Annotated in this window: 12 protein-coding genes; 6 read left to right on the forward strand and 6 right to left on the reverse strand. The window is 45.7% G+C overall.

Features of this window, described 5'->3' with window-relative positions:
- The first annotated feature begins 153 nt into the window (after positions 1 to 153).
- Positions 154 to 858: a tetratricopeptide repeat protein gene (locus E5S67_RS20100; protein WP_172190174.1), complete on the forward strand. Its 705-nt coding sequence runs from the start codon at positions 154 to 156 to the stop codon at positions 856 to 858.
- Between the two features lie 226 nt (positions 859 to 1,084).
- Positions 1,085 to 1,972, forward strand: a complete 888-nt coding sequence (locus E5S67_RS20105) for an ROK family protein (RefSeq protein WP_172190175.1) — start codon at positions 1,085 to 1,087, stop codon at positions 1,970 to 1,972.
- A 169-nt stretch (positions 1,973 to 2,141) separates the two neighbouring features.
- On the opposite strand, the gene E5S67_RS20110 is transcribed toward E5S67_RS20105, so the two are convergent.
- From E5S67_RS20110 to E5S67_RS20120, 3 genes are all read right to left on the reverse strand, one after another.
- Positions 2,142 to 2,564, reverse strand: coding sequence for a hypothetical protein (locus tag E5S67_RS20110; RefSeq protein ID WP_172190176.1), 423 nt, complete (start codon positions 2,562 to 2,564; stop codon positions 2,142 to 2,144).
- Positions 2,565 to 3,033: 469 nt separating this feature from the next.
- Positions 3,034 to 4,692, reverse strand: coding sequence for a CTP synthase (pyrG, locus tag E5S67_RS20115; RefSeq protein ID WP_172190177.1), 1,659 nt, complete (start codon positions 4,690 to 4,692; stop codon positions 3,034 to 3,036).
- A 105-nt stretch (positions 4,693 to 4,797) separates the two neighbouring features.
- Positions 4,798 to 5,790, reverse strand: coding sequence for an Rpn family recombination-promoting nuclease/putative transposase (locus tag E5S67_RS20120; RefSeq protein ID WP_172190178.1), 993 nt, complete (start codon positions 5,788 to 5,790; stop codon positions 4,798 to 4,800).
- Between the two features lie 347 nt (positions 5,791 to 6,137).
- Here E5S67_RS20120 and E5S67_RS20125 point away from each other — a divergent pair, with 347 nt between their 5' ends.
- The 3 genes from E5S67_RS20125 to cutA all read left to right on the forward strand — a co-directional run bounded on the left by E5S67_RS20125 (position 6,138) and on the right by cutA (position 10,432).
- The gene (locus tag E5S67_RS20125) at positions 6,138 to 8,618 is read left to right on the forward strand and encodes a VIT domain-containing protein (protein WP_172190179.1); all 2,481 of its coding nucleotides are present in this window, start codon (positions 6,138 to 6,140) and stop codon (positions 8,616 to 8,618) included.
- Between the two features lie 253 nt (positions 8,619 to 8,871).
- Positions 8,872 to 9,771, forward strand: a complete 900-nt coding sequence (locus E5S67_RS20130) for a pentapeptide repeat-containing protein (protein WP_172190180.1) — start codon at positions 8,872 to 8,874, stop codon at positions 9,769 to 9,771.
- Positions 9,772 to 10,111: 340 nt separating this feature from the next.
- The gene (gene cutA / locus E5S67_RS20135; protein WP_172190181.1) at positions 10,112 to 10,432 is read left to right on the forward strand and encodes a divalent-cation tolerance protein CutA; all 321 of its coding nucleotides are present in this window, start codon (positions 10,112 to 10,114) and stop codon (positions 10,430 to 10,432) included.
- Between the two features lie 67 nt (positions 10,433 to 10,499).
- Here cutA and E5S67_RS20140 read toward each other — a convergent pair whose 3' ends face one another.
- Both E5S67_RS20140 and E5S67_RS20145 read right to left on the reverse strand, forming a co-directional pair.
- Positions 10,500 to 11,039 carry a DUF2231 domain-containing protein gene (locus E5S67_RS20140; RefSeq protein ID WP_172190182.1) on the reverse strand — a complete coding sequence of 180 codons (540 nt, stop codon included), beginning with the start codon at positions 11,037 to 11,039 and terminating at the stop codon, positions 10,500 to 10,502.
- 51 nt (positions 11,040 to 11,090) lie between these two features.
- Positions 11,091 to 11,369, reverse strand: coding sequence for a hypothetical protein (locus E5S67_RS20145; RefSeq protein ID WP_172190183.1), 279 nt, complete (start codon positions 11,367 to 11,369; stop codon positions 11,091 to 11,093).
- A gap of 216 nt (positions 11,370 to 11,585) precedes the next feature.
- Between E5S67_RS20145 and E5S67_RS20150 the strand changes: the two genes are divergently transcribed.
- Complete coding sequence (locus E5S67_RS20150) at positions 11,586 to 12,788, forward strand: NAD(P)/FAD-dependent oxidoreductase (protein WP_172190195.1); 1,203 nt, start codon at positions 11,586 to 11,588, stop codon at positions 12,786 to 12,788.
- 39 nt (positions 12,789 to 12,827) lie between these two features.
- Here E5S67_RS20150 and E5S67_RS20155 read toward each other — a convergent pair whose 3' ends face one another.
- A complete protein-coding gene (locus E5S67_RS20155; protein WP_172190184.1) occupies positions 12,828 to 13,946 on the reverse strand; it encodes a hybrid sensor histidine kinase/response regulator in 1,119 nt (372 codons plus the stop codon).
- Between the last annotated feature and the right edge of the window lies 1 nt (position 13,947).

Genomic DNA, 13,947 nt, shown 5'->3' on the forward strand with positions numbered 1-13,947 from the left:
TTTGATTTCCCCAAAATACGTCAATATACTTACACAAAGAAAATCATTTAGGATTGCTCTAGATATAGAAAATCATTTAGGATTGCTATATATGTAATCCTACTTTTGATAATTGCTATAAAATAGAAAATATCCACCCTCCAAACCCCACAAATGCTAAACAAAATTCTGCAATTTTTCAAACGACTAATTCAGCGAATATTCGGAACCCCAACCCCACCCTCCCCGCCGGGAAATACCGCCATCCGCCCCACCCTAACTGATGCGGAATACGAGTCAAAATTTATGGAAATTCTCGAAGGGGTGAATGCCGGCTGGAGTCGAGGGGATGTAGCGGGATTCTTAATCGCAAAACGCCTTAAAGATGGTGAATTGGCAGCTTGGTTGCGACGGTTTGGGCAAAGATTGTTAGAGGGCGAACATGATGAGGCTGCTGCTACGGATGCCGTGGCATCGCTTCAGGAATTGGCGCAGCGGCTGGTATTGTTAGGTAGAATTGGCAGCGGGGAATTGTCAGAGGTTGCGAGGCAAATTGGGCGAGAGATATTGACACGATTTCCGCTGCCGGAGGTTGAGGAGGAGGATGCAAAGGGGAGGGTTATTGAGGCGGTTTTTGTTGGGGATGGTTTGGGCTTTTCTGGGGAAGTGAACCGCACAGGCGCTGAGGCTGCGGAGGAAGAATCGGAAGTTAATGCAGATGCTGAGGCGTGGTGCGATCGGGGGAATGAGCAGTATCATTTAGGAAGATTTGAAGAGGCGATCGCCTCTTATAACCAGGCAATTGCTCTCAAACCAGACTACCACGATGCTTTGCACAACCGAGAGGTAGCGCAACGTAAGTTAGGCGAAATTAAATAGACCAACTTGCTTGTATCCATAATTTTTGCTAAGTATTGCGATCGGTATGATACTATTAAGAATTAAGCGCAGTTTCAGTCCCTAATTATCATACAGTTAAAATACGACTTTTAGGACTGAAGTCCTCACGAGAAACTTAATTGGTAACGTGGGCAATGCGCACCCTATAATACGTTTATACTATTAGGATTAATCCCAAATATTTGCATCCAAAACCCCAAATCGAATGACACAAGTAATCGGCATTGACTTAGGCGGAACCGCAATTAAACTCGGCAGATTTAGCGAAGACGGCATTTGTCACCAATCCTTAACAGTCCCAACCCCTCAACCCGCAACACCAGAAGCCGTTTTAGCCGCGATGACCGATGCTATTTTACAACTGAATCCGACCGAAAATGCTGTAAGTGCGATCGGCATCGGCACTCCAGGCCCCGCAGACGCCGCTGGCCGCATAGCCAGAGTCGCAATTAACCTTAAAAACTGGCACAATGTCCCCCTCGCTGACTGGTTGGAAGCTAAAACCGGACTGCCAACTATATTAGCAAATGATGCCAACTGTGCCGGATTGGGAGAAGCTTGGTTGGGTGCAGGAAGGCACTTTAAAAACCTAATCTTACTAACTTTAGGTACAGGAGTCGGCGGTGCAGTTATCATAGACGGCAAACTATTTGCAGGCCATCAAGGCACGGCAGGAGAACTAGGATTGATTGCTATAAATCCCGACGGCCCGGAGTGCAACAGCGGCAATCGCGGTTCTTTAGAACAGTATATTTCGGTGCAGGCAATTCGCCGGCAAACTGGTTTGGAACCTGTAGAATTAGCAAATTTAGCTAAGTCTGGAGATGCCAAAGCTTTAGGATATTGGCAAAATTACGGGCGCTATCTGGGTATAGGTTTGGCAAGCATAATTTATATTTTAACGCCGGAAGCTATTATTATCGGCGGCGGAATTAGTGCTGGTGCAGAATTTTTCTTACCGCAGGTTCAAGCAGAAATTCAGCAACGTGTACTGCCGAGTTCTCGCGAAGATTTGCAGTTATTGGTGGCTGAATTGGGCAATCAAGCAGGTATGGTAGGGGCAGCCAAATTAGCTTGGCAGCTTGTTCAATAGTTAAAATTAAAAAAAGCAGCGCATTTTACTGCGCTTTTTTAATATCTAAACTTAGGAAGCAACCTAAGCATTTTAGGTCAAATAAAACAAAATGAATGTGAGGAGTTACTAAACATACTATCCTTCATTGTTCATGCTTCTAACTAAGGACTAAGGACTAATGACTTCTTCATGGCAGAGATTGTCCAGTCGTATTTTTAATGTATTCCTGAATTTCTTGATAAGCTTCCGGGTTGCTTTGGCGGAGGATAACAATATTAGTTGCGCTGTCAGGCAGGCTAAAGCTTAGCCGACCGTTCTGCTCGCAAGCAAAAGAGCTTATTCGACTCATATCGATCGCAAATTCTTTGCGGTCATAATTAATTTTAATCCACGAGCCTCTAGAATTGCGGTCAATGGTTTTTTTGAGGTAATCGAGAACTTGCTTGTAAGCCTCATAATTGCCTTGGGGATTGAGGATAATCGGCTGACTGCTATTAGGCAGCCAAAAGGTGAGACGCTTGTTATCCAGTTCGCTAGAAAAAGCACTAATAGTGTCAAGGTCAATTATGTATGTACTTTTCTCATAAGTAATTTTGCTCCAATAAGCCACAAAGCCTCCTCAAACCTGTGTGTCCTGGTATTTTAGAATAGTTTGACAACTCATACCATTTTAGATTTTAGATTTTAGATTTTAGATTGGGCATGACTGATGACTATCGGGGTTTGGAACTTGCCTAAAGTTGCATTTTTTTGTGAAACTGGTATCACCCTTAAAATTAAAGCTAAAAAGTTAACTAAAAATATCAGCATTTTTACCTTCTGCTGAATGCCTTTTGCCTTCTCCCTTCGGGTACTAGCCCCCCCAACCCCTCTGTTAGGGGTGGGGGATGAGGTTTTTCACTGGTTGAGAATGCTGCCCGATATCTAGTCCGGTAAGTGCGACCCGAATCCAATCCGATTGTTAGGTTGAGCGGGTGAGAGTACGCTCGATAGTCTGCCTGATTTGAATATTGTGTACTCTCACCTGCCCCTACAGACATCTAATATATCAGAACTAATCGATCGGACATGATATCAGATCAGTTTCCTGCAAGTTTCCCGGCCACCAAGTCGCGCCCCTCAACTTCTAATAAATCCTGCTTTCCCTGGATGCTTGCCGCCTCGATAAACCCCTGAAACAAGGGGTGGGGGGCGCTAGGTCGAGATTGGAATTCGGGGTGAAATTGACAGGCTATGAAAAAGGGATGGTTGGGCAATTCGATCATTTCTACCAATCGGCCGTCGGGAGATGTCCCGGAGACTGCATAACCTGATTCTAAGAAAAGATTGCGGTAGGCGTTGTTAAATTCGTACCGGTGGCGGTGCCGCTCGTAAATCACTTCTTTCTGATAAAGTTTGAAAGCGAGGGTGTCTGGGTTGACGCGGCACGGATACAAACCTAGTCGCATTGTACCGCCCAAATCGACTACATCTTGCTGTTCTGGCAATAAATTAATTACCGGATTTGATGTATCTGGGTCAAATTCAGCGCTGTTGGCATCCTGTAGTTGGGCGATGTTGCGGGCCCATTCAATCACAGCACACTGCATCCCCAAACACAATCCCAAAAAGGGTATTTTATGGTGTTTGGCATATTCGATCGCCGCTATTTTGCCGTCTACTCCCCGAATCCCAAAACCTCCGGGTACAAGAATGCCGTTGATATCTTTGAGATAATTTTCGAGGTTTCCCGATTCTAAATCTTCTGAGTTAATCCAATGCAAATTCAGGTCGCAGCCGATCGAGATTGCTGCGTGCCGCAAAGCTTCCACCACCGAAAGATAAGCATCGTTCAAGCGCACGTATTTGCCCACCAAAGCAATATCAATCTTGTGGTTGGGACTGTAAAGCCGCTTGACTAAGGTTTGCCACTGAGTCAAATGGGGTTGCCGCGGTTCGAGTTGCAGCAAATTGATGCTTTGTTCCGCTAAACCTTCCTGTTCCATCATCAGCGGCACTTCGTAGATACTTTTGGCATCTTGAGCGGTAATGACACATTCTTCGGGCACGTTACAGAATTCCGACAATTTCTGTTTCATGCCCAAAGACAGCGGGCGATCGCACCGACAGACTAAAATATCTGGTTGAATGCCGATCGACCGCAATTCCTTCACCGAATGCTGAGTCGGTTTAGTTTTCATCTCCCCAGCCGAAGGAATCCAAGGTATCAGCGTGACGTGCATATACACAACATTTTGCCGCCCGACATCCTTGCGAAACTGGCGAATTGCCTCCAAAAATGGCAAAGATTCAATATCTCCCACCGTTCCGCCGATTTCCGTAATCACCACATCGGGGTTAGTATTTTTTGCTACTCGGTGAATTCGCTCTTTAATCTCGTTAGTGATGTGCGGAATCACCTGCACCGTACTCCCCTGATACTCGCCGCGGCGTTCTTTGTTAATCACCGCTTGATAAATGGAACCCGTGGTGACGCTGTTGAGGCGAGACATGGAAGTATCGGTAAAACGCTCGTAATGCCCCAAATCCAGATCGGTTTCCGCACCGTCTTCCGTCACAAAGACTTCTCCGTGCTGAAACGGGCTGAGAGTGCCGGGGTCAACGTTAATATAAGGGTCTAGCTTCAAAATAGAGACAGAATAGTCCCGCGACTTCAATAGGCGGCCCAAGGAAGCAGCGACAATTCCCTTGCCGATGCTGGAAACCACGCCGCCGGTCACAAACACAAATTTGCTCATAGGATTTTCGACTTTAGATGTTTGAATGTCAGGTCAGACTCAAATGTGACATAGGTAATCCATAAGGGCAACCACGGGGGAATGCCCCTACACCCATTTGACCCTTCATTGACGATTGTTATGTGCTTGCAACCAAGTTGTCAAATCTGACACACTGGCAAAGTCTAATAGTGCCTCTCCTAGATTCTCTAATTGCTGAGCGGATAACTGAGCGATGCGGGTTTTGATCTCCGGCGACAGCAGGCCGACACTGCGCTCCAACTGACGAACAATTAATGTCATATTTCCTTGTTTGATGCCTTGTTCGATGCCTTGTTCGATGCCTTGTTCGATGCCTTGTTCGATGCCTTGTTCGATGCCTTGTCTTATTCCTTGTTCTATCCCGATTCTGGTAGCTTTGGTAATTGCCCCGCGCTGGTCTTGAATAAAAATTTCTCGCCTTTCTAAATCCTCCAATTCATCAGGATCGAGATTTGCTTCATTGGCAATTGTAAAAGCTTTGCGGAGTTCGGGTACATTTCCCAACTCTTCCGGCACAGACCTTAACGTCCGAGCGGTTTTCATAAAATATATCCACTTATCAGTCAGAGTCTCTAATTCTGCTAAAGTCTTGTCAAATTTTGGCAACTCAACAAATACAAATTCTAATTCATCCGCCAAATAATCGACCAAGTTGTTTTTCTCTTTGATACAAAACCGCGAAATTACTGTTTCCAGATGCTCAAACATTTGGAAATCTGTAATCGTCAAGGCAATCACGGGATTTAAGAGGTTGTAGTTTTCTCCGCTTTTCAATTGCACTGAGTAAGCTTTGGTAGCATTGTATAAAATCCGCTTTTCAAAGGATTCTACATTCAACACCTGCATTTCAATGATCACAGTTTTGCTGCCACCAATTTTAGCTTTGACATCCAAGTAAGTATCTTTAACTCCTTTGATTTTGGGAGCTAAATAAGGGTCAAGAATTTCTAAATCTTCGATGACTGGCTGCGCTTCGTAGAGGATGGCATTTAAAAAGCTAATCAAAATGTCTTTGCTGTCAGCAGAGCCGAAGATTTTTTTAAATGCAAAGTCTGTTTTGGGGTTAATAAAATTCATGGCTTTTTCAATTTATTAGAGGTTGAGAGGTTGAGGTTAGAGTGATTTAATTATTTAACTATCATACAATTTTGTAGTTTGGCTTCGCGGACGATCGCCCCAACCGACATCACCCCAATACGGATGCAAGCCGACTGCAGTCGCCCAGAGCAATCATGGCTTAGACAAAACTGTCACCCCCCAATCCGCCCCTCTGGAGTCAATCTAAAATCTAAAATCTAAAATCTAAAATCTAAACTCGACCCTACCCCCCTCAGCCATTTTTCCCAAAAACCTAACTCAGGAACGTTTCGCGAATCGTAAGGTCATGGTAAAAAAAGCACCTCAAGTCTGCCAAAAAAACAGCTATGAAGTTTGTCTGCGTTCTATCCCCCCAACGGTTGCTTTCTGCTGGTATCGCATTGCTCGCTGCGATCGAGTGTGGCGCGTGGCTCGCTCCAAATGCGGCGCGGGCAAAAGCTCCTGGGGAAAATTATTTGTCTCTGTCGCCGAAAATCCTCGCTAGTAACGATGTTAAGTGCAATGGGGCGCGATCGCCACAAAATCCGTGTCCAGTCGGCGGTTTGTTCGTCAAAACTCAAAATACGGTCAGAGAACAAGTCTTTCCTCTCAAGCAGACTGAAGTTAAAGCCAAAATTGCTGGCAATATCTCCCGCGTCGAAGTTGTTCAGAAGTTTGAAAATCCTTTTCCCGAATCTTTAGAAGCTGTTTATGTATTTCCTTTGCCCGACGAAGCGGCGGTGGACGATATGGAAATTAAAATAGGCGATCGCACTATTAAAGCTGATATCAAACTCCGCGAGGAAGCTTTGGAAATTTACGAACAAGCCAGACAGCAAGGTCGGACTGCGGGTTTGTTGGAACAAGAACGCGACAATATTTTTACTCAGTCTCTGGCGAACATCAAACCCGGAGAAAAAATTGAAGTTACGATTCGCTACACCGAAAGTCTCAAATTTGCCGGCGGCGATTACGAATTTGTGTTTCCAATGGTGGTTGGGCCGCGCTATATTTCGGGAAATTCGACCGATGCCGATCGCATTAACCCGCCTGTCTTGCCTCCCGGAACGCGATCGGGTCACAATATCGCTGTTTCGGTAGAAATAGATGCCGGAGTGGCGATCGGCGATGTCCGCTCTACTTCCCATCAAATTACAACTGACCGCAGCGGCAATATTGTGCAAGTCCAATTAGCCAATTCAGACACAATTCCCAATAAAGATTTAATTTTGCGCTATCGAGTGGCGGGCGAAAATACTCGAGCAACTATTTTGACTCAATCCGACAAGCGGGGCGGTCATTTTGCTACTTATTTGATTCCGGCATTAAACTACAAAACTAATGAAATTGTACCTAAAGATGTCGTGTTTCTGATGGATACTTCCGGTTCTCAGCAGGGCGAACCGCTGGCAAAATCTAAGGAGTTGATGCGCCGCTTCATTCAAGGGCTGAATCCTAACGATACTTTTACTATTATTGATTTTGCCAACACGACAAAAGCACTTTCAACAACTCCTTTAGCAAATACGGCTGCCAACCGACAAAGCGCCATTAATTATATCGACAAGTTGCAGGCTAACGGTGGCACTGAACTGCTTAACGGCATTCAAGCAGTGATGAATTTTCCGGGTGCGGCAACGGGAAGGCTGCGGAGTATTGTACTAATTACTGACGGTTACATTGGTAATGAAAATGAAGTGCTGGCTCAGGTTCAGCGGAGTCTGAAACCGGGAAATCGACTTTATAGTTTTGGTGTCGGCAGTTCGGTGAATCGGTTTTTGCTCAACCGTTTGGCGGAAGTGGGAAGAGGCACGTCTCAAGTAATTCGTCAAGATGAACAGTCGGCAGAAGCGACAGAAAAGTTTTTTCGTCACATTAATAGTCCGGTATTGACTAATATTCAAATTAGTTGGGAAGGAGTGGGGGAAAAACCGGAAATTTATCCGATCGCACCTCCAGACTTGTTTGCGAGTCAGCCGCTAGTCTTGTTTGGGAAAAAGACCGATCGATCTAACGGTCAACTTCGCATCCGCGGCACTCTTGCGGGCGGCAAAGCTTACGAGCAAGTTTTACCTGTTAATTTTGCTCAATCCGGCGGACGGCAGCGGGAGTCTACTTCAGTCGCAGCAACCGCTACGGATTTTGGCAATCCGGCGGTAGCTCAACTTTGGGGGCGATCGCGCATTAAAGATTTAATGAATCAAATGTTTGGTGCCGAGACTAAATCTCTGGTAGAAGCTGTAACTAATACTGCTCTGACTTATCGCTTGCTGTCGGAATACACGGCTTTTGTGGCTGTGAGCGAAGAAGTGCGAGTCGAACCAGATGGAACTCGTCGCCGCGTGCAAGTACCTGTGGAATTGCCACAGGGTGTCAGCTATGAAGGTATTTTCGAGTCGGGAGGGGCAGAGTCAACTAGGGGCGGCATTAGGAACGCTACCCCGACTCGCGCCCAGGCGCCGGTGATGCCAGCTCCTGTTATGCCGCCGCCGCCGCGACAGCGAGGTAACGGTGAGTTGCAACCCTCGCAGCCAAAGGCTTCTCGCTGGGAAGTAGTTAGCGCCGAAGGGTTGGATGCCGGGGCGATCGCCGCTTTGACTCAATACCTGCAATCTGTTAATCTCCCGGCGGGGGTTAGCGGTGAAACGGTGTGGGAGTTATCGGTACAAGACGGCCGCGTGGCGCGAGTGGGGATAGATACTCAAACCTCGACGCTGCAAGCAACAGACGCCGTAGAGACTCTCAAGAGGGCCTTGAGTTCCTGGCAACCTCCTGCAGGATTAAAGGGCAAGCTGCGCCTGAAGTTGCGAATTACGGTCGATCGTTAAGGAATGACTATCTATGTCAAGAAACATTAACTTTTAATTCAAAAATACCGAAAGGGGGATCGCTACCACGAGAAAGATATAAAATCTTTATTAAGAGAGCGCGTTTAAACAGAAAGTAATGCTAACTGAATTTATACAGTTTGAGGCAAACGCTGAAACAGTCTAATTTCTGAAACAGTCTAATTTCTGAAACAACCTTAAGATTAGAGATTTCTCGCTCGAAACCCCCCAATCATAGAAGGTATCACGCCCTATGGAAGTTAGCGAACTACTCAACAATTACGAAAAAGGACAAAGAGACTTTGCTGGAGCCGACCTCAGCGGGGCAAACCTCAGCGGAGCAATCTTAATCGGAGTCAACCTTTCGCGAGCTAATCTTTCCGGGGCCAACCTCAGTAGAGCGTTTCTCACCAAAGCAACACTCAAAGGCGCACAGATGCAAAGAACAAATCTGAGTTTTGCCAAAATGGGCGAAACCAAACTCTCAGGCGCAGATTTGACAAAAGCGAATTTGAGCGGGGCTTTTTTGGTAAAAGCAAAATTGCCGAGGGTAAAATTAAGCGGCGCAACTTTAACGGGCGCAAACCTGCGCGGTGCTGCGTTGTGGAATGCGAATTTGTGCAGCGCCGACTTGCAATTAGTTAACTTGCTGGGCGCGAATCTGACAGGAGCTAATTTTAAGTGGGCAAACCTTTACGGTGCAAGGCTCAACAGTGCAAAACTTTTTGGAGCTCAATTAACCGGAGTCAGTCTGCGGCGAGCGCAATTGACAGGGGTGAATCTCTGCGGTGCAGATTTGAGCGGCGTCAACGTGAGCGAAGCTAAACTAATGGGAGCTAATTTGGAAGGCTCGAATTTGGTAGGGGCGAATTTCAGCGCGGCTCAGTTGCGGGGGGTAAAGTTGGCGGGTGCAAACTTAACCGGGGCTAAGTTGAGGGGAAGTTGTTTGAGAGAGGCAAATCTGAATTGGGCGAAGCTGTGTCAAGCTGATTTGATGGCGGCAGATTTGAGTGAGGCGACGTTAATAGGAGCTAATTTAGATAATGCTTTATTGGCGGGAGCTATTTTGCCGGAATCTACTAGGCGCTACTTTTCCTTAGCTGCGGCGGGCCAAGTCAATTCTTGGGAAGTTAATGAGATTTCAAATGGGTAATTGGTAATTGGTAATGGGAAATTGTTGGCTATCGACCAATGACAACTAAAAACTAATATCAATTTAAAAAAGTCTTCTGACAATCCTCAATTTTATACGAATTTAGTTCGCGATCGCACTCGCCCACAAAGAAACCGGGTTTTTTAACTTTTATTGAGGCTTTTAACCGCGTGTATTTGGATTAAAAAACCAAGGTGATGGTCAACCGCGCGATCGCAAACTAGAATTATTAAAAGTGGCAGATATCGGCGCCGGAGACGGCATTGCCCTCTCCTTAAAAAAAACTACGCTCAAGGTTTTCTGTTGAAATCTATTCTTTAATCTCAAATCTCAAATCGTTATGACTGTTAATTATGGGGTGGTGCTGGTAACTGCGGCATCGGAGGCGGAGGCGGAGAATCTCGCTAAATCTCTAGTTGAACACAAGCTGGCTGCTTGTGTGAGCTTGTCGCCAATTCGCTCGATTTATACTTGGCAAGGCGAGATTCATGCCGAGTCAGAGTGGCAGTTGGTAATTAAAACTGATTTGGCTAAATTTGAGGCTTTAAAAACAAAACTTCAGGAACTCCATTCCTATGAAGTTCCTGAAATTATTGCTATTCCTATTATCGCTGGCAGCGATGCTTATCTGAATTGGGTGGGACAATCTTTAAGTTTGTAGCCAAGACTTTAGTCCTAAATTATCCAATAAAGAGGGACTGAAGTCCCTACTAAAAATGGTCATAAACCTAGGAATTATGACTGGTAGGGCCGATGACGCCGATTTTGTGGCGAAAACTTAGTTCGCCGCCGAACCAGCCTGTAATGCCCAGCAAGGTTGCTACGACGATCGAAATTGCTAAACCTGTATATACGATCGGCTCAGCCGGATTTCCTTGTCGCAACACCAGGTTAATTAGGGTAAGTACCATAACCGCCACATTGCCGCCCATGTGCAACCAACCGGCACTGCGATCGCGCACTCTTTTAACTTTGAAAAAATCTAAAAAGCCCGTGATTGCTGCCAAAATCCCCGCAGCAAAACCCACACCCATCAGCCAAACCGAAGCTCTCGCCCAAAACGGATCGCTTGTCAGCCAATAACCGATGTCCGTGCCGGCGGCTCCTACTAAAAAGGCTACCGGAAAGATGACGATGATGGGGTGGATGGGATGGCCTGCAACTGAAAGCGTACTCGTAATGCCGGCGTCGCGATATTCTGCGTCGTCACTTTCGAGAATCGGCGGCAGATTGGGATAGGGCGTACTATTTCTGGGATTTGTTTCCATGATTCCTACAGATAACTTTTGTACAACTAAGCCGTTTTTATTGGATTGAAATTAATCCCAAACCCGCTCGCCATTTTCGTCAACGCGGGCCTGCCGAATTACGTCAGAAATTTCGTCGGCGTCTTTGACGTGGTGCAAAGCTTTCTTTTCCCCATCCGGTTCTTCTACGACCACATAAGTTGGAACTGTAACAACATCTCCCGTGATGTCGGGCACGTGGTCTACCGCCAGTTGCTGGGCTTTTTCTTCGATGCTTTGCGGTTCTTCGGAAATGCGATCGCCCGGATTGACAGTACGCTCCATATCTTTGCCTGGTTTGTCGATACTCATAAAACCCCTCTGGTGTTTCTAATTTTTTGCTGACGCTGGCTGTAATTCCTACTATTGAACGAAAAATCTCCCTGCACATACATCTCCCGAGGGGTGGAAGTTTCATTTATGCCGATCGCAGGCAGCCTCTACCTACAGGAAGAGGCTTTTCGGCTGGTTCGGAAAAAACCTAAGGTAAAATCTAAACATGATATTTTCCTTCCCTTTGAGTTGCCCATGAAAAGTTACGATTGGATTGTTGTCGGCGGTGGCATTACGGGTGCGTCACTGAGTTACGAACTGGCAAAAAAAGGTTTTGCTGTGCTGCTTTTGGAACGAGATGCTACCATGCAAAATGCTACTCGTTTTAGTTACGGCGGCTTGGCTTATTGGTCGGGGACGACTGATTTAACTCGGCAATTGTGTGGGGAAGGTATCGAACGCCACCGCAATTTATCGGCGGAATTAGATGCTGATACTGAGTTTCGCGAGTTGGATTTGTTGCTGACAATTGATGCGGGCTGTGATGCCGAAAAAGCTGCGGCTAATTACGCGCATTTTGCGATTGTTCCGCAGCTTTTGAGCGTTGCCGAAGCTGGCGAGTTGGAACCTTTGCTGAATAAAAGTGCGATCGCCGGAGCTCTGACTGTGCGTCACGGTCACATTTCGCCGACTTCCACAAATAAAGCTTATTGTCAAGGGTTTCTGCGGTTGGGAGGAACTATAGAATTTGCTGAAGTAATTGGGTTGATTGAAGAGGGAAATCGGATTTCGGGAGTCAAGACGGCGCAGGGAATTTATTGTTGTGAAAATGCTGTTGTTTGTGCAGGAGGTTGGAGTCGGAGTTTCCTAAAGACCGCTGGTGTTTCTGTGGGAGTTTATTTTACTCGCACGGAGATTTTGGAAACTGCACCTGTGGATTTGAAACTCAGGACTTTGGTGATGCCTGCGGTATTAAAACGTTTTGAATTGGAAGCTGAATCGAGTAGAATTGAGGTGGATTTTCTTTGGGATAAACCTGGTAAAGAGTTGCTGTCGCCGATTTTAGATTCGGGTGCAATTCAGTTTAATGATGGCAGTTTGCGGATCGGGCAATTGTCGCGCACTTTGAGCGATTTGAATGCTAAAGTTGATCGCGAAACCAGCGAAACGGCAATTCGTGCAGGAATCGGAAAGGTTTTGCCTGCTTTGGCAGGTTTACCGGCAACTTGGCACGAGTGTATTGTGGCATTTAGCGCAGATAATTTGCCTGTAGTGGGGCCGATTGCCGATCGCCCTGGATTGCACGTTTTTTCGGGTCTCAGCAATCCTTTGGCTATTGTACCTGCTTTGGCTGAGCGATTTGCTAATTGGGCGGGGGGAGAAGAAGATAGGGCGATCGAGCTTTTATCTCCCGATCGATTTATCGCAGAAGGAAGAAGGAAGAAGGAAGAAGGATAGATGACTACTAACTAATGACTACTGACTACTGACTACTGACTAATGACTCATTACTAAAAAAGGCAGCGCGACAATAAATGTAGTACCTTTACCTAGTTCACTTTCCACACTTATTGTACCGCCGTGCAGGTCAACTATGTGTTTGACAATGCAAAGTCCTAACCCCGATCCTTTAATCTTGCCGACATTCCCACCCCGTTCAAACTGCTGAAATAATTTCCCCTGATATTCCGCTGTCATGCCAATCCCTTCATCTCTAACGCAAAAAACTACTTGTTTACCCTCACAGCTTAATTCTAGACATATATTCCCACCATTAGGAGAATATTTTATAGCGTTTGACAGCAAATTAGTGAGGAGGTGTTGCAGCAGTTTTGCATCCAGATTGGCTTGGATTTTTTCTGTTCGATTGCGAAAAGCTACTAAGTGTTTTTGAGTAGCGAGGGGTTGCATTTCTTCTAAAATAGATTTGCACAAATCAATCACATTTACCGGATTTAAGTTCAAGGAAAGTTTTCCGGATTCGGCTTTGCTGAGCATTAAAATTTCCTCCAGCAATTCACTCATATTGCTGACGGCTTTTTTAATCCGCTCGACATTTTTATTTGTCGTTCCTGGGGTTTTATGCAATTCGCTATCTTCCAACATTTCAGCCGATAGCTGTATGGTAGTTAAAGGAGTGTTTAAATCGTGGTATGCCATTGAAATAAATCGAGACCTGTTTTCGCTTTTGGCTGCTGCCAATGCAATTAGTTGTTGCATTTTAACGGCTTCTTGATGTTTGCTCAGCGCTATCTTGATGGTGGCGTGCAGTTCTCTTTGTTTAAACGGTTTGAGGAGGTAGCCGTAAGAGCCAGTCTTTTCGGCTCGCTGCAAAGTCTCGTCATCGGCATAGGCAGTTGTATAGATAATTGGGATATCTAATTCTTGATTGATTATTACTGCTGTTTCTATGCCGTCAATGTCGCCTTTGATGACTATATCCATTAAGATTAAATCTGGTTCCAGTTCGCCTGCCCGCTGGATGGCATCGGCTCCTGAAGAAACGATGTCTGCGATTTGATATCCCAATTTTTCTAATTTTTGGGATAAATTTTTAGCAATTAATAGTTCGTCTTCGACAATCAAAATATTAATTGCTTTTTCTGCTAAATCCATG

Source organism: Microcoleus asticus IPMA8 (assembly GCF_013179805.1).
GTDB lineage: Bacteria > Cyanobacteriota > Cyanobacteriia > Cyanobacteriales > Microcoleaceae > Microcoleus > Microcoleus asticus.